This is a genomic window from Paraburkholderia caballeronis, assembly GCF_900104845.1.
Lineage (GTDB): Bacteria > Pseudomonadota > Gammaproteobacteria > Burkholderiales > Burkholderiaceae > Paraburkholderia > Paraburkholderia caballeronis.
In genome coordinates this window covers 733358-750133 of record NZ_FNSR01000002.1, presented here as the reverse complement: position 1 = coordinate 750133, position 16776 = coordinate 733358, and the positions used below count along the sequence as shown (strand labels likewise).

The 16776-nt window shown below is 57.1% G+C and carries 14 protein-coding genes; 4 read left to right on the top strand and 10 right to left on the bottom strand.

From position 1 onward, the window contains the following. Window positions 1-55 precede the first annotated feature (55 nt). The 3 genes from BLV92_RS19805 to BLV92_RS19795 are packed head-to-tail and all read right to left on the bottom strand — an operon-like array spanning window position 56 to window position 5098. On the bottom strand, window positions 56-1360 hold the full coding sequence (locus tag BLV92_RS19805) for a TniQ family protein (RefSeq protein ID WP_244283862.1): 1305 nt from the start codon (window positions 1358-1360) through the stop codon (window positions 56-58). Window positions 1361-1374: 14 nt separating this feature from the next. Beyond that, window positions 1375-2382 (bottom strand): AAA family ATPase, encoded by a 1008-nt coding sequence (locus BLV92_RS19800; RefSeq protein ID WP_090548044.1) that lies wholly within the window; start codon window positions 2380-2382, stop codon window positions 1375-1377. Between the two features lie 7 nt (window positions 2383-2389). Beyond that, on the bottom strand, window positions 2390-5098 hold the full coding sequence (locus tag BLV92_RS19795; protein ID WP_090548043.1) for a DDE-type integrase/transposase/recombinase: 2709 nt from the start codon (window positions 5096-5098) through the stop codon (window positions 2390-2392). Window positions 5099-5244: 146 nt separating this feature from the next. Between BLV92_RS19795 and BLV92_RS19790 the strand changes: the two genes are divergently transcribed. Then, window positions 5245-5502 carry a DUF6471 domain-containing protein gene (locus BLV92_RS19790; RefSeq protein ID WP_090548041.1) on the top strand — a complete coding sequence of 86 codons (258 nt, stop codon included), beginning with the start codon at window positions 5245-5247 and terminating at the stop codon, window positions 5500-5502. Between the two features lie 1796 nt (window positions 5503-7298). Next, window positions 7299-7955, top strand: coding sequence for a hypothetical protein (locus tag BLV92_RS19785; RefSeq protein WP_090548039.1), 657 nt, complete (start codon window positions 7299-7301; stop codon window positions 7953-7955). A 290-nt stretch (window positions 7956-8245) separates the two neighbouring features. Here BLV92_RS19785 and BLV92_RS19780 read toward each other — a convergent pair whose 3' ends face one another. The 7 genes from BLV92_RS19780 to BLV92_RS19750 all read right to left on the bottom strand — a co-directional run bounded on the left by BLV92_RS19780 (window position 8246) and on the right by BLV92_RS19750 (window position 14451). Then, window positions 8246-8500, bottom strand: coding sequence for a transposase (locus BLV92_RS19780; RefSeq protein ID WP_090548038.1), 255 nt, complete (start codon window positions 8498-8500; stop codon window positions 8246-8248). A 269-nt stretch (window positions 8501-8769) separates the two neighbouring features. Next, complete coding sequence (locus tag BLV92_RS19775) at window positions 8770-10404, bottom strand: cation acetate symporter (RefSeq protein ID WP_090548036.1); 1635 nt, start codon at window positions 10402-10404, stop codon at window positions 8770-8772. After that, window positions 10401-10763 carry a DUF485 domain-containing protein gene (locus BLV92_RS19770; RefSeq protein ID WP_090548035.1) on the bottom strand — a complete coding sequence of 121 codons (363 nt, stop codon included), beginning with the start codon at window positions 10761-10763 and terminating at the stop codon, window positions 10401-10403. Before BLV92_RS19770 ends, BLV92_RS19775 begins: the two co-directional genes overlap by 4 nt. A gap of 77 nt (window positions 10764-10840) precedes the next feature. Further along, window positions 10841-12064: an FAD binding domain-containing protein gene (locus BLV92_RS19765; RefSeq protein WP_090548033.1), complete on the bottom strand. Its 1224-nt coding sequence runs from the start codon at window positions 12062-12064 to the stop codon at window positions 10841-10843. A gap of 1 nt (window position 12065) precedes the next feature. Then, window positions 12066-12551 carry a VOC family protein gene (locus tag BLV92_RS19760; RefSeq protein ID WP_090548032.1) on the bottom strand — a complete coding sequence of 162 codons (486 nt, stop codon included), beginning with the start codon at window positions 12549-12551 and terminating at the stop codon, window positions 12066-12068. 159 nt (window positions 12552-12710) lie between these two features. Then, on the bottom strand, window positions 12711-13433 hold the full coding sequence (locus BLV92_RS19755; RefSeq protein ID WP_090548030.1) for a TetR/AcrR family transcriptional regulator: 723 nt from the start codon (window positions 13431-13433) through the stop codon (window positions 12711-12713). 112 nt (window positions 13434-13545) lie between these two features. After that, window positions 13546-14451: a LysR family transcriptional regulator gene (locus BLV92_RS19750; protein WP_090548029.1), complete on the bottom strand. Its 906-nt coding sequence runs from the start codon at window positions 14449-14451 to the stop codon at window positions 13546-13548. Between the two features lie 165 nt (window positions 14452-14616). On the opposite strand from BLV92_RS19750, the gene BLV92_RS19745 reads away from it, so the two are divergent. Together BLV92_RS19745 and BLV92_RS19740 are read left to right on the top strand one after the other, a co-directional pair. Beyond that, complete coding sequence (locus tag BLV92_RS19745; RefSeq protein WP_090548027.1) at window positions 14617-15555, top strand: LysR family transcriptional regulator; 939 nt, start codon at window positions 14617-14619, stop codon at window positions 15553-15555. 180 nt (window positions 15556-15735) lie between these two features. Continuing rightward, window positions 15736-16668: a LysR family transcriptional regulator gene (locus BLV92_RS19740; RefSeq protein WP_090548025.1), complete on the top strand. Its 933-nt coding sequence runs from the start codon at window positions 15736-15738 to the stop codon at window positions 16666-16668. Window positions 16669-16776: the final 108 nt, after the last annotated feature.

Below are 16776 nucleotides of genomic sequence, written 5' to 3'. Positions count from 1 at the left end.
TTGAACCGTCGCCCAGTTGGAGTTCCAAGGAACCAGAATCTGCCAGGTTCGCCTTTTATTGAAGTTCCACTGCATTCCTCTTTTCTTGAATTTCCTTCAGCCGTTTGAGTATGCCGTTGAACCTGTTGGCGCTTCCGTTCGGAAAATGTGCAATTAGCTCGCGCAGATTGACTGCTTTTCCTTCTGCCAAAATTTCTGAACAGGCTGTTTCGATTAGATCGCGCGCGGCGTTTCGACTCTGCTCGCCACGCTGCTGCCGGTGCTCAATCCATCGCCTCCCTAAGGAACAGGCTTCTTCGTTAGCGTAAGCATAGAGTTCACGTACGCTAACGTTCAGATTTCGTGCCGTTTCTTCGACGCTGACAACGGTTGGTGATTGAGCCAGGACAGCCAACTGAGCGCGAATATGGTCCCAGTCATGGCGTTGACGTGCTGCACGACGCTTTTGGTTGGGCAGAACGGAGTCCACTTCGTGAATCTGGCTGGTTGTCGGCGACCACCTTTCCAGATCGCCAGTCAGCAACTTAGGCAACGACAGTCCAGCTTGCGAGGCGATACGCAGAAGGCCAGGTAGGGTAGGCACGCCTCCACCCTTCAGCCAGTGATGCACGGTTGTTTTATTGAGACCAATGCGCCGGGCGAACAGGGCATTTTTGCCGTTGTCCAACCGGGTGACGATTTCCCGGATACCGCCGAGGAGCGCACCGCGTTCTGGAAGTGACGCTAGTGTGCTTTGGGAAGCCAGCATGGCACCGACTTGAGACGCAATCCAGACTTCAGCTGGTGTGGCCGGTGGGGATTGTTTGTCGTTCCCAAGGAACATGCCGCATGATGTGCACCATCCGGGCATGACAAAGGCAGAACTGTGTCGCGTGTCGGTGCGGTTACAGTCCGGGCAGACGTGAGCCAGTCTGATCTTGTGTTTTGAACAGGCAGTGACGGTACCGACATCCCATGCCAACCGAAAGTAAGTGCGACCTGTTTCACGGCCCTCAGTCAAACATTGCGGGCACCAGCGAGACGAAGCCGGTTTCGGACTGGACTGAGCGATGACATCGCGCCAGGTGAGCAGGGTCAATGAGTCCAGATTGCCGATACCGGTCAGCTTTGACAGGGCGTTTGCCATCCTTTCCGCGGTGTCGGACATGCCACTCAGACCGACCTGATACCAATCGTACTTTTCCGAAAGTTGCCACTGCATGGTCCTGTCGACAAAGCGGTGCAGTTCGGTTGTCGAAATACAATGGGACATGGCGAGCCGGCAGAAATAGCTCACCATGCTTTCGACTTCGGGTGTGCCGATGCCGATCGGAGCGACCGGGTTTAGCATCGACCGTGTGTTCAACAGTTCTTCACTCACCGGAAGCTCCGTCCTTAAGCTGCTGCACGTTTAAATTTGGGCATTACGCGTGTGAAGCTTGGTCCGACCGCTGTTTCTCCGTCGAGAATCTCTTCGAGAATCCGCTTGCGCTGCGCTTCTGTGAGTAGCGCGCGTTCCAGCGAGTCGACTGACCAGGAGCCAGCTCCTTCCGCGAGCCTGGCGGCCCGGATGAGCACGCTGCTCAACGTGCCGATGCATCCCAGCGTGTTTTCGAGCAGCCCCTTCGTATAGGGTGTGAGCCGTCCTCCCCAAAGATGCGGGAGCGTCTTCTCGAACGCCAGAACGCAGCGGTTGAACGCCAGAACATCTTCGGGCCGGTCGTCCCGGTATCGCTCCAAATGGAGCACGTGCGTGCGCCGGGCGAGCTGCGCAGACAGGGAAACGAGTTGATACAAATCGTAGGCGCCGACCAGGACTATCTGCGTGCCACACTGGTTCGCCAGCGATTTCAGTGTATCGAGCTGAATCTCCAGTTTGCGCGCCCCCCGGGTCTGGCGAATGATGTGAGCAGCCTCATCGATAACCAGGAACTGCACCTGCCGTTCACGCATTCCCTGTTCAACGGCCGTACGGAGGGCGGCCAGACTGTTTCCAAGCGGACGGACAAATCTCCCCGTCTTCGGGTCGATTCCGTATATCACTTTAGGCGATTCAAGCCTGTCGCCAAGCTGGGTGAGGATTCGGTGATAGAACAGCTTCCATGAAAAGTCGTTCTCCCCTGATGCGGGAGCCTCAACATAGATGGCTGGGATCACCCCGCGGTTTGCTTCCATCTGCGAGGTCGCGCGCTCGAGTGCAGAGGCAACCAGATGCCTCGACAACGTCGTCTTGCCGGCGCCAGTGGGTCCGCACACGAGGAGAATGTTGTCCTGGCTTTCCGGATAAATCAGCGTATTGAGTTCCTCCATCACTTCAGCGATGCGCGTGTGCCTGATGCGTTTTTCTGAGAGGGCCCTGGCCGCGTCAATTGCTGGTACGGAGGTATCGTTGGGTTGTTGCATTGTTTGCTCAAAAATCGTCAAAATCGGGAAACTCGTCCTGAGCCGTCGGCGCTTGCAGTGGGGTGGGAAGACGGCGGGTCGGAGACTTTGGTGGCTCTGGCGGTGTTTCGGTGGTCTGTCTGGAATCCTCAGTAAGGCCGATTCGGGACTGGGCGACAACAGGCTCGATATTGGCGAACTGGAGGTCGTTATACAGGGCCTTGTTCTCCGCCTGGCGCGCGAACTCGACTGCAAGGGCCCCTTCCGGCGTGAACACCTGGATGAATTCGCGAAGCCGCTTCATGTCGCGCTCGTCGCCTTTGGGCGTGCCGTGGCGCCGGTTGAACTCTGCCGTCAGGGCGCGCTTCTCGACATCCGTCAACAGGCCAAGCCCATACAGATTTCGGCACACCGCACGGACCCATGTGTCTTTCACCCGGACATAGACCGAAGATGCATCCCACGGGTCGTAGCGCACCGGCAGATACTGGCCGTCGAGCTCAGCAGACCGGAATGCCTCGTTCCAGTAGAACCGGTGATCCACTTTTACTCCACGCTGGTCGTGGATCCGGCGGGTACCGGCACGGTCGACGGGCGGGCACGTTGCAATCAGAAAATCCCGGTTGAACTGGATATGCTTTTGGGGCCGTGTGCCGCTCTCCCGCATGCCGCGTACGAAAGCATCGCGCGGTGACTCGTCGAGCGCCGGATGGACCTTCTGGTCGTAGTACTCGCAAGCCCAACGCTGGATGCCGGTATACAGCGCAGCGAGCGTCCACTCAGCAAGCTTTTCGGGCAGATGTGAGCCCGTAACCATTCGCACGTTCGTTGTCGCTTTTGTATTGCCCGCGAGGTTATGGATGTATTCCTTATTCAGGCGACCAAACATGCGTTCCAGCACGGCACCGTGCCGCGGCTGACCTGCAGGGCGGAAGCGAAGATTCGTGCCCATCGCGTTGAGAAACGATTTGAATGCGTCTGACATGAAGTCACGGCCGTTATCGACGACGATAAACTCGGGCAGGCGATTGAATCGTCGGACCATGTCCCGTACAGTCATCATCACGGAGTGATACGACGGCACATCAAATGTCAGGTAAAAGGCCACAATACGTCTTGACCATGCGTCGACTGCGAGAGTAAGCCAGGGGCGCCCAAGAGGCTTGCCGGTGCGACTTGAGATGACTTCAATGTCTAGTTGCGTGTGGTCGATGTGAACATATTGAAACGGACGGCTGCCATGGGCAGGCGTGTCGTGGTAAAGCACATCGATGAACGTGTTTTTCTGATAGGCGAATCGCTTTCCATGTCGGGTGCGGACATCGTCGTTGGTTTCGCGCGCTTTAATCCGTGCGATCAGCGTTGGATAGGACGGTGCTTTTTCTCCTGCGTCGTCGAAGGCAACCAGCATCATCAGGTAACAGGTCTTGAAACTGATGGCTTTACTGTTGATCCACTCTCTCTCGATGACGTCGTCCATCAGCTCGAGCTGACGGTTGCTCAGCCGCTGGGTGCGATTGCCTTTCGCGCCTGTATGGGGCACCAGTGCAAGGACTTCGTTGTGACCGTTGGCGAGCGCGATGGATTGGTTCTTTTTCCAGCGCCGCAGCGTGCGGTCGGATACCTGTACCTGCATTTTGCCTGGCGCGGCTTCGAGCAACGCCTGTCTGCGAAGCGCGATGTCAAAATCCTCCCTCGAATAACGACTCAGGTCCAGTCCGGATTGCCGGTCTTGATGGGGGCTCGTTACGTGGCCTTTTTCGTGGGCAGTTTCGAGCCACGAGCGGGTCAGGGTAATGGTCGAGCCATCCTGTCTGTTGCAGACGATGGAGTCGCCGGCCACCATAATGATGGTGAGTTCGTTGCCTTCGAAGATGAACTTTGCGCCTTCAGCAATGTTGAGCTCAAAGCTGTCGATGCCAGGCAAACTGCCAGAGCGCGTGTCCGCCAACATGAAATCTCGCAACGCCTCGTCGCGAAAAAAGCGAAAGCTTCGCTTGTCCGCGAGGGAGTCACCGTCCAGGTCGGTCACCACGTAATTCGCGGCGATCGCCCTGTTCAACGAGTCTGCATCGAAGTCATTCGGAGCGTTCAGTAGCTCCATGAATGTCATGGAGCCGCGCTCCCGCAGGAGTCCGTGGAGACGGTTGAGAACATCCTCAGGGCACGGTTCCATGAGGTTCAGGTAATCGGCCAGATACAGCAGGTTACTCACGCGCCGACGCGGAATTGAGTCACCACTGCAGACTCGGTATCTGATTCCGAGATCCGCGAGTTGCTTCTCGATTTGCGGCGCGTACCATTGACCATCGCTACTCTTCGAATAGCGGTAGGGGTATTTCTCCGACAGGCGGGCGAGCTTTGCCTCGGATTTCCATTCCTCAAGAGTGAAACCGTCGTCACGAATGGTGAGGAAATCCGGGATGTGAGTGGTTTTGTGGATTTCGCCGGTCGATTCATCAACAAGTTCGAGTCTCAGTTCGCAGGGTTGCATGTAGTACTCGAGAATGTCATTTGAGTATTCCTTGCTAACAGCGGCAGCGAACTCGATATGATTGCTCTCGGTGTGAATTTCACGTCCCATCTTCTGGCTTGCCAGGATGGTGATGACATTCCCACCATGCGCCTTTACCGGACGAACAGGAGCCTCCACGCGAGCCTCAAGAATGAGCTTCCGGCCAGCGGGCGGCGTGCCGAGCCGGTCGAAGATATGGGTGAGTTGGGACTTGTCCAGCATTTACGTCGTCATGAAAAATGGATGCATATAGACGTGTAGGAACGCCGGCACCTCATGATCGACGGTTCGGTCGTATACGACCGAACTTGCCTTAAAATTCGCGTCTGAGGGACGCAGCAGCGCCCAGGACAATTGGAAGGAAGGGGATGGGAGTGGCGCGATCGCAGGAAGAGGCTCAGAGCGAGCCTGCGTACGGGCGGTGGGAAGACCGCGCGCGAGACGTCATCATGGCGGCCATGGCTCAGCGGAATCTGAGCTACAAGGGCCTGTCGTTGCGACTGGAGCGAATCGGGATAGAGGAGTCCGCGGCGCAGATCAACCGCAAGATCAACCGGAAACGGTTTTCGGCCGCGTTTCTGCTGGCATGCCTGGTAGCGATGGACGTTGAATCCGTCCCCATTTGATGGCAGCCGACACGCAGCCTGCCGTGTCGGCGCTTGGCCTGAACCGTACTTTGCCCGTCGAATCATGCCCGCCCCCAGATCGTACCCTCTCATAAAAAGGGCTCTCTCCCGGGCGGGGATTCCGAATCGATGACGATCAGGTCGGCGGTTTGCCTGCGAACAAGCTAGTAAATTTGCGTAATGATTTCAAGGTCAGGTCCCAGGCAATTCGGAATCCGGCTGTGAAGGCCGATGCATTTTCCAGGAAACATGTATTGAAGTCTCGGATCGGAAAAATGGAAATTTCAGAAAACAGGAGTTAATTAAACGAGATTTTGGGAGGTGCAAGTTTTGGTTGCCGTATACCGTGAATATTAATTTGACGCAATGCACTTTTTGATGATATACATTAATAGTCACGCGTCGGCCGAGCACAAGCCGCCCGACGTTGGAGCCGCCTCTTCCGACTGAAGAGCTTCGGTGGTGACCGCTGACGTGGACGGGTGTGACCGGTGGCGCGTCAGGGAAATCCGGATACCACGGGGGGAGGTTGAGAGAATCCGGCGCGGTGGCGAAGATAGAGCCGCGATCTACACGTCTGTCGGAGCCATTCACAAGAGAATGGTGGAAGGGGCGCCTGCGCTGGATGGCAGGGGCCCCGGCTATTCCCTTCTTTCTACGCTTCAGCGTATCTATCTCTCAAAAAACATATGCTTAAGTAAGCATATTTCTCTAAAAGAAAAATATTCTTAAGCGAGAATATCTCTCTAAAAACATATTCTTGTTTAAGAATATGTTTTGTCCTCTTTGCGCACATTTCAATTTGATGGCCGCTGCGCGGCTGGCAGCCAGGAAGGAGTTGCTGGGCGTGACAACATTGTCGTCCGTCATCACGGTGCGCGGCTATCTCCAGGAACCGGGTTGTGTTTCGTCTTGTCTTGTGGCGTTTCTCCGTGATCTTCCGCGAGGGCCTGCGTTTCCTTTGGGCTGCGTGCCTCGGTGGTCGCTGCGCGGCCGGCGGACGGGAGGGTGATTGCGTGACGGCAGCCGTGTAGGATTCATCGTTGGTGGGCTGTCTGCATGACGGGGCTGATTTGCGTTGTTGCCAGCTGATCGGCGGTCGTACGATGAGTCTCGAGAGCGAACGGCTGTTCTGCCGGTGTCTCAGGGCGTGAAGGGCATCTACATCTGCCGGCAGGGGGATGTCGATGCTCGTGATCCCTGGCTGCCCGTTCGGTGTCTGACGGCATAGATCTGTGCGCGCATCCTGTGTTCGATGCCTGCGCCACTATGATTTGTTTTTGCGACTTGAATCGCTGCTGGCCGACCTGGTTGCGCTGGCGGCACGCATCAACATATCGTCGATCATGGTGGCTGGGGTGTACGTCGTCGCCTGATTCAGGAATGGCGCCTGCAAAAAAAAGTATAGAGGGAGAAATATCGTTCGCCCGGTTTTATTCAAAGGAATTTCCCCTCGGCGTGCCGTTGAATTGCGACGAATGCCAGGTGTCTGTTGAGAGTAAGACCGATTTGCGTTATAATGCACGAATAGTTTTCCACCTTCTGCATCTGCTCATCGACAAACGGATGGGTGCAGAGATTCCGGGGACAAGCGTCTCCTGGTGCTGAAGCAGCGATCGCAATGATGCTGTTTCCTTTTGATCTTCGTGCCGGTGTGGCTCGGTTAGTCACATCAGTACGAGTCTGAAGCAATCTGGCTTCAGGAGGTCCTCTGTCCTGGTGGCAGAGAAGCACTAGGCCTACGGCATCCACGCCGTGGTCAGGCTCTCAATCGGAATCAGAAGGAAATAGTAGTCATGGAAGCTTTCATTCCTCTCAATATTGACCCGTTCATTGCGGTCGGTCATCTCACTAGGCTCGGTCAATTCCAGACGTCGAAACAGGCAAAAGGTCTGTCCGTGGATTTCCCCATGCTGAGCTGCCCAATCGCGGCGGAGGATACACATTTCGTTCCGTCTGTCGGCGGCGTCAGTTACGGCATGGGTTTCGGGAACGTCTCCGCATTCGGTTCGCCGCTGATGACCATGCGGCTGCAACTCAACGGCACGCAGATCTACTGGCTCGCCGACCTGACGGACCCAGAAGTCTGGGCAGCGTACGACAGGTGGAAGCGTGCCGGACGAGTGCCAATTTCACTCAATTTCGACGCCAGCAACAAGCGGGAGCGCGTATTCTGCGTGCCGGAAGTATCGAGGAAGCCGTCGAGTCTGGAAGAACTGCGGGTTTATGCTGGAAAGCCGCTGACTGATTACGTCTGGGAAACCATGATGACGCTGTCTACCAGTGGACTGCTGCAACGCCAGGCGACAACTGACTTGCCAGACGTACGGCTGGAGTGCGTGCTCGTCAACCTTCTGGTGACGAAGCGACTGGAGCCGTTTGTGAAAGGGAGGTTGCATGACAGAAAACCGAAAGTTGCGATGCCGTCGTCCAGACTGCGGGATGCCATCTGAGATGGAGGCTGCGTGAGATGACGATGCGCGGCTAGAGATTGCCGCGCGTCAGTCTCCTTGCCTGTCAGACTGTTGCGCTGGTCTTCTGCGGTGTGCCTAGATGTTTCGAAGATTCCCGGAACGGGGCGGCATCGGCTCTCGTATCCGGGTACGCGTCGTTGCATATACTCCGCGTGTTAGATCGCGTCGTTGCGCACGACACCTTTGTCGCGGATTTTCACATGCAGCGTCGATCACCGCGCTGACGAAGTTTGGCGAAACCCGATGGAATACCTGTCCAACAGGGAGTCCTAAGTCTCGCGCATGTTCATGCCACGCGCGTACATCGCGATGATCCGGTCGTCGAAGCCCGTAAAATGCTGCTCACTTTTGGCAATGAGCACCGGAGCGAAGATGCCCTCGTGGTCGCGCGGAATCGCCAGATCGAGCGGGTCGTCGTCGGTGGTGAACCCGCTTGCGGCTGATACCGCTGCGGTGGTTGGTGCTCCCTGCGGGCTTCGCCTTGCCCTTGCTGTGCTCAGATGATGAGTCAGTTCACCGCCCAACGCGCTCGAAAGTCGCCTTCTGTGGGAGCGAGTTGCTCGTTAATGGTCGCACGGTCCAGCGTGCCAGGCCCCGCTGTTTGATCCGTTCGGAGCCTATGACAGATCCTTGCCCTGTTCCACCGTTACCTCTTCCTCACGTTTACGTGGCATAGAAGCGACTCCTTGGCCGATAGTTTATGCTTCGCACACAGAAAATCGGATAGGCTCGATGCGTGCCAACTAATGCCGCTTTTATTACTTTTTCGCTTGTTCTAGCTGCTGTCCCAAACTCAACTACGGTTTGCCATGCCCATCTCGCAGTCGAGGAGTTGTGAATCGAACATTGCTCGTTCTCGGCTTGATCGGTCCGAATTGTCGAGCAAGGAAACAACGAAGATTCCCACGAAGGCGACGATCATGGAAAACAGCGCCGGATATTCGTAGGGATAGAGCGCGTGTGGGTGACCCAGCACTTGTACCCAGACTGTTGGACTAAGCACCGTCAATGTAACGGCCGAAATCAGGCCGAGCATGCCGCCAACTACGGCGCCACGTGTCGTTAAGCCACGCCAATAGATCGAAAGTAGCAGAACCGGAAAGTTCGAGCTTGCGGCAATGGAGAAGGTGAGACTGACGATGAACGCAATGTTCTGCTTTTCGAACGCAATTCCGAGCAGGATGGCCATAACGCCCAATACCAATGCCGTCAATCGGGACACGCGCATTTCATCACGATCCGATGCTTTGCCGCGGCAGACGTAGTTCGCATACAAGTCGTGCGAAACCGCAGAGGAACCGGCCAGCGTAAGCCCCGCCACGACAGCGAGGATCGTAGAGAATGCAACGGCGCAAATGAAGCCTATGAATACGTTACCGCCTACGGCGTGCGCGAGATGAATCGCCACCATGTTAGGACCGCCGATTACGGCGCCAGAAGCGGTGTGATATTGCGGATCAGGTCCGACCAAGGCTATAGTGCCGAACCCAATCACGATGATCAACGCATAGCCGATAGCAACAATACCGGTTGCGTACAGAATGCTCTTGCGCGCTGCCTTTACGTCTGCCACAGTAAAGAACCGTATCAGAATGTGCGGCAGCCCAGCCGTGCCAAAAATAAGCGCGAGGCCGAGCGAAATTGCCGAGACAGGGTCCGAAACGAGAACGCCTGGGCTCATGATGGCGACGTGCTTCGGGTGTGAAAATATCGCCTTTGTAAACAGGGCGTTAAGGCTGAAGCCGAATCGGCTCAGGACCATCAGTGTCATGAAGGCGGTGCCAGCCAGCAGGAATACAGCCTTGATGATTTGAATCCACGTCGTCGCCAGCATGCCGCCAAAGAACACGTAAATTACCATTAGCACACCGACGATAAAGACGGCAAACGTGTAGTTCAGGCCGAACAGAAGTTCGACCAGTTTGCCAGCGCCCACCATCTGCGAGACTAGGTAGAGCAGCACGATGACGACGGAGCTGGAGGCGGAAAACGCGCGAATCGGCCGCTGCTGCAGGCGGTACGACACCACGTCTGCAAGAGTGTATTTGCCAAGATTGCGCAGGGGCTCGGCGATCAGAAAAAGAATTATCGGCCAGCTTGCCAGGAAGCCCACCGAGTAGATCAGGCCATCGTAACCGCTCGTGAAGACGAGAGCGGAAATGCCGAGCAGCGACGCAGCCGACATATAGTCCCCCGAGATCGCCCAGCCATTTTGAAACGCCGTAATCTTTCCACCAGCCGCATAGTGATCCGAAACGCTATGATTCTTGCGAGCGGCCCAACGGGTGATGAAGAGCGTCGAGGCGACGAAGACGAGAAACATGCCAATGGCAATGGGATTGTGTATGTGTGCAGCTGGGGCGGAACCCTGCGCCAGTACGGGCGTCGAGGTGCTCAGGCAAGTTAGCGCGGGGAAAAAGCATTTCATTTTCTGTCTCCGCGCCGAATGTCTGCAACCAGCGAATCATGAACTGAATTGGCCACATAAACGTAAATGGCGACCAATGCGAAGGTGACCACGAACATGCCGAAGCCTATGGGAATACCCCAAGTGACTGGCTGGCCTTCCACGATCGGTTTTCCCAGCAAGTTTGGGGAAAAGGCAAGCATGAGAACGAACCCGAAGTAAGTGACGAGCATGAGGACCGTGAGTGTCCATGCGAACGTTCGGCGTTTGTGCACCAGTTCGCGGAAAAGCGCTTCGTTAATCGGCGTGCGCATTGTTCCGGGCGCCACTGCCTTGGCGGCGATGGCAGGGGCGGCGGCTGTGGCAAGGGGTTGCTCCATGACGTCTCCTTTGTTCTACGTCCCGTCTATGGGGTTTGGAAAGGCTGGCGCCTTGACCAGCGCTCTCTTTTACACGGTCAGAATTGTGCGGGAACGGCGGTTTCTCGCATGACGGCTTCCGGTGTGCGGTAACGTTCTGCCATCTCCCGTTCTGTTTTGTTTTTGAACTGCGCCTGCATATAAGCACCAAGATGACGAGCGTGCTGGACAATGGCGACGCCGAACTGCGTTCGTGACTCGCTGTACCTCGATAGGGCCGCGATAGTGTCGGCTTGATTGCTGAGCTCGGTCACGAGGGACATTGCATCGCCGGCAGCCTTCGTCACTCCCATCCCGGAGTGCGGACGTGCCACGAATGCGGCGTCGCCGAGCAGCGCTATCCGGCCGAATGCCATCTTCGGCACTTCGAGGTCGAAGATCGGCTGAAAGAGCGGCTGGCTTGCGTGTGTAACGACCTCAGCGAACTGCGGTGCGAGCAACGCGTGCGCGGCGACCTCCATTGCATCCAGGACCTCGCGGCGAATAAGGGTCGGCGGGATTCCGCTGACCCAGTGTTTACCCGTGGCGTCCGTGAGCAATTTGGGCAGGTCAAGGTCTTCGCTGGTCGCGCGATACCAGACAAAGTTATAGCGGCGTTCGCCAGCTTTGGTGCTGTTTCCCAACCCTGCGACGGGATAGCCGATGATCTGTTCAGTAGGCGGTAGGCAGAAGGCGAATTTTTCGAACAGGGCTTCTCGGGTTTTGGCAGAGAGCCTCATTTCGTCGACGAGGCCGCGCCACGCAACGTAGCCCGCATACTGAAGTTGGACCTCGGGTAGAATTTTCTTCCGGATCGACGACCGAAAGCCATCCGCTGCGACGACCATGTCGAACTTTTGCGTCGAGCCGTCGGGCATCGTCACGATGGCAAAGTCGGGTCCGTCGATGACATCGGTGACCGCTGTTCCCGAATGATAGTTCTGCGTGGGTAAGGCGGAGCGAAGGACGTGATACATCTTGCTCCACGCCGTCAGGATCTGCGGGAGAGGGCGCTCGGAAACAACTGACCCGTCCTGTGCGAGAGTGATGCGCGATTCGACCTTCACTCCTATCGTTTTGTCGACGCGAACGCCAGCCTCCTGCAGAACGTAAAAAAGCTCGGGATGGGTGACAATGCCGGCGCCGCGCCCCGCCAATTCTTCGGGCACTCGCTCGAAAATATCGACCTCCCAGCCATTGCGCAGCAAGAGGTTTGCCGCGAAGAGGCCGCCTAGCGAGCCACCAATGATGGCGGCTTTTCGTTTTGTCGGAATGCGCCGCATATCAATCTCCATTCACGGCGGCGTTTTGGGCTTCGGCCGTGCTTGCCGCGTTCAGATGCGTTACCTCGCCGGCCGGAAAATTCAGCTCGATCGTCACGCCTGATGGATCTTCGACAAATACCTGATGTAAGCCGAGGCTTGGGACAGTCCGGTCCCGCCATGTCAGGCCTTCTGCGCGCAGCGTCTGCCACATCGCTGCTACACCCGTGGCGAGAAAGGCAATGTGGTCGACGGTACCGCTGCCGCTCGCGGGCAGTTCCTTGTCACCGAGATAGGCGGCGAGCCCTGCTGGGTCTTCGGGATCGATGCCGATGATATGCACTGTGCCGTAGTCAGCCTCATCGTCACCCTTGTAGAGCCAGGCGCCGGAAAAGTCGAAAGGCGGCCGATAGCCTCGCTTGAAACCGAGTACCCGCTCATAGAAGTTGCACGACTTCTCCAGATCGAACGTGCGGATCGAGTAGTGTGCCAGTTTGAAAACAGGCATAAAATTCTCCCTTTAATTTATCGTTCGATCAATGATCGTTCGATAAATTGTAGTAGATGTTTGATGGAGAGCAAGGGTGGGAATCGCCGGTATAAACCCTGGGAGTCGCCCTGAAGATGTGTCGGCGATGGCAATGGCGACGACAGCTGGAGTGGTTGATTACGCGGTTTGCTTTTTGCCGAATCGTGGCGTGCGCGACGCAGTCTTCTTCATCGCTTTCGGGACGCCATTAAGGAACGCGTCGATCTGGCACGAAATATTGGCATGGAGATCGTCGGTCACGGGCAGCCCGTAGATCCACTTGCGCACGCCGAGGTAGAAAATGCTCGCGTGCAGGCTCCAGATCAGTTCCTGATCAGTTTCGCGCTCCTTCGCATTGGCCGGCGGCGGCAAATCGTAGGCATGGCGCACTTCGCCCATGACCGGAATGAATATCTGTTCGCGAAGGCGCGCGAGATATCTCGTGTTGATGCCTTCACGCGTCAGCCCGGCAAAAATGAATATTCGGATCCATTCACGGCGGAGAATAACGTCGGCATAAGCGGTGTAAAAGTTGACCATGCGTTCCTGGATCGGGATCGAGCGATCCTTTATCTGCCTGATCCAGTTCGGGTCCCATTTGAAGACCTCGTCGTAGACGCGGTCAATCAGCACTTCCTTGCTGGGAAAGTAGCGGTAGAGGAGGGGTTGGGTCACGCCGATCTGCCGTGCCAGTTCGCGCGTGCTACCTGAGAATCCGTGAGTCGCAAAGTGCTCGACGGCTTTCAGGAGGATCTGTTTTTCACGGATTTCAGGAGCCAGACGGCGGGACGTTCCGCTAGGACCGGACGCCTCGCTGTCGCTCCGTGCTGGAAGCGTCTTTCGCTGTTTTGTGGCAACCATATCGGATGCGTCGCAATGTGAGTCGACGCATCATACAAAGTTTGTGCAGCGCTGGCTACGGCCATTGCTGTCCCGATTTATTGTCTAGCGGGTGAAAGCCGGTGCAGTGAGATCATCTCGAGGTGCCGATGAGCGATGTAATGAACTCGATGAACGCTCCGATGCGAGTTGAGCCTCGCTGGTTCGGAAGATAAAGTGCGCTGATTACCGAGAGGGCATCGTCGGGATGTACGTCGTAGTCGTCAAACAGCTTGTGCAATCTGCCATGCTCGATATCCTTGTCGACCAGCCAGTCGGGCAGCAGTGCGATGCCGCTGCCATCGAGCGCGACCTCGCGCAGCACCTCGGTATTGTTGGATTTTATGCGTCCTGAGACGGCCACCTTCGTTATGTCCTCATTGCCGGAGAACGTCCAGACTTGCTGGTCACTTCGAAAGGAAAAGCACAAGCAGTGGTGGTTCATGAGATCGTGCGGTGTGGCTGGTGCTCCATGGATGGACAGATAGGCGTTGCTTGCAACGACATGCCGGCGGAAACTGCCCAGTTTTCTTGCGACGACATCAGCTGTGGGCGCCGCTTCACCGAGGCGGATAGCAACGTCGATGCGCTCGGTGACAAGATCGACCATGTCGTCGCTTAGTCTCATGTCGAGGTTCAGCCGCGGGTACCGGGCGAGGAAAGTCGAAACGCGCGGCGCGATCCGGTGCGCGCCATAAGCCACTGGCACCGATACCCGTAGCGGTCCGGACGGTTCTTCACCCCGGTCGGCTACCAACGAGTCGGCGTCTGCTAGATCTTCGAGAATTTTTTTTGCCCGGCCATAATAGGCCGCGCCCGCGTCGGACAGCGTTACGCGTCGGGTGGTTCGGTTTAGCAGAACGGTGCCCAGCGACTGTTCGAGTGCGTCCACCGAGCGAACCACCGACGACGTTGCGAGGGAAAGACGGCGTGCTGCGCTCGAAAAGCCGCCGGCCTCGGCTACTTCCACGAATGCGCGAAGCGCAGAGAATTTATCCATAGCGTTGCCCTGGTCGCCCTATAGCATACTTTTCGCCTACATTCTACAGAGAGTGGACGATCTATCGACGCGAGTGGAGGCCCTCTCCCGCAACCCTGGACAAGCGCGCGATCGTTAAATATCGTCTGATTATTTAAATTACCGACACCGGGAAGTGGAGTGCCGATGGACCTGTTCGTTTCGATGGAGGCCTTTGTCCGCGCGGCTGAAGCGCAAAGTTTTGCCAGCGCCGCGCGCCAGCTCGGCGTTGCCAAATCGGTCATCACTGTTCGAGTAAAGCAGTTGGAAGAGCGTTTTGGCGTGTCGCTCTTTCATAGGTCTACAAGAGCCGTCCGCCTGTCTGAAGCTGGCGAGAGCTACTATCGCGAATGTGTGGAAATCGTGAACCGAATTCGCGATCTGGCTCAGCGCCCAGGCCTTGCGGACGCATCGCCCAGCGGTATGCTGAACGTTCACGTGCTGCCGGGATTCGCGCTCGGACATTTTTCCGATGCCGTGATCCGGTTTCGCGAACGATACCCGCGCGTCGAATTCACCGTGGTCGTCAACGACCGGGTAATCGATCCCGTGCAGGAAGGATTCGACCTTGCACTGCAGATTTTTCCTCCGGCGTCAGACGCCCTGATCGAGCGTCGACTGTTCCCCGTTCGCGGAATGCTGTGCGCATCGCCCGATTACGTCGAATGCGAACCGCCGCTCCATACTCCGTCCGACTTGCTCAACCACGATTTCGCACGTTACTCCTATTACCCATGGGGAGACAAATGGCCGTTCATGAAGCGGGACGAGTGTTTCGAGGTCACGCTCAATCCGGTCCTGAAGACGAATAGCGTGCATATGCTGCTAGAGTTTGCCCGCGCGGGGGCCGGTGTCGTATATCTGCCGACGATGGTTGCGGCGCCCGATCTTCTGGAGCGCAGGCTGCTGCGCGTGCTTCCCGATTATGCAGCGCCGCCGCTGTGGCTCTCCGCCGTATATCCGTCAACGCATCGATTGACGACGAAGGTGAAGCTGTTCGTCGAGTTTATCGTTGAACGATACCCGCGCGAGCCGCACTGGGATGAGGCCCTTCTTGCGGCCGTCGCTGGCGACGAACAGACATGAATGACTGCGCGTGCTTCGACAGCGTCCCCCGAAGACGCGGCATCCGGCAAAACGGACCGGCACACGATATTTGCATTACATGAACGCATGGTTTGCGACAGGCGAACCCCGGAGCGTTGTTCACGAAGCCGGGACCGGTTAACCTTCGTGCAACATTTCGAGTCCGACGGGCGTCTTCCAATGAAACTCTCTTTTGATGCGCTGGAGATACTCGATGCAATCGACCGAAAGGGAAGCTTTGCTGCGGCTGCAGGTGTGCTCAACCGGGTGCCATCCGCGCTGAGTTACCAGATACAGAAGCTCGAAAGCGATCTCGGCGTGGTCCTATTCGATCGTACTGGCCGCCATGCGAAGTTGACGTTGGCTGGCCGAACGGTGGTGGACGAAGGTCGTCGTCTGCTGGGTGCGGCGCGCGACTTGCAGCTCAGAGCCCAGCGGATCGAGTGTGGGTGGCCGGCTCACGCGAGGTTGTATATCGACGAACTCTTGCCGCTCGACGCGATGTGGCCACATGTCGACGCGTTTTGTTCTTATGCCGTGCATACGCACCTGAGCCTTTATCGTGGATGGCGGGGCGAAACGTGGCAAGCCCTGAGATCAGGGGATGCGGATCTTGTGGTCGGCGCTGCTGGCGAACCTCCGGAACCGGAAGGTCTTGTGACGCATTCGATCGGTTGCGTGCGCTATGTGTTTGCCGTCTCCCGTTGCCACCCACTCGCGCGGGCACCCGAACCGCTTTCGGCAGACGTGATCCGGCGGTATCGCGGCATCGACACTGAAGACAGTCTGCCCGACATAGGGGAGTACGGCGATGCAGGCGCATGGCAGTCGATTGGCGTGCCGACGCTGGTGGCGAAGCTGGAGGCCATGTGCGCCGGAATTGTGATGGGTGTATTGCCCGAGCATGTTGCGAGGGAAGCGGTGTCGGGCGGTCGCCTGGTTGTGAAGCAGGTGGACGGCATGCGCGACGTCGCCCGGATTTATCTGGCATGGCGGAAAGGTGAAAAAGAAAATCGCGCATTGAAATGGTGGATCGAGCGCCTGCGCAACCAGGATATCTCCGGTTGGCTCGCGCGAGACCTGCAGGCGCGCCGGCCATCAAAGACCGCATAGTTGCCTTTACGTTCGGTACTGTTGGCGCCGTCCTTTGCCGCACGCTGAGCTTCGTGCGGTGTATTGCCGAAGCCGCGGCGCCACCGTGCGCGAGCGCGCACGCGGTCG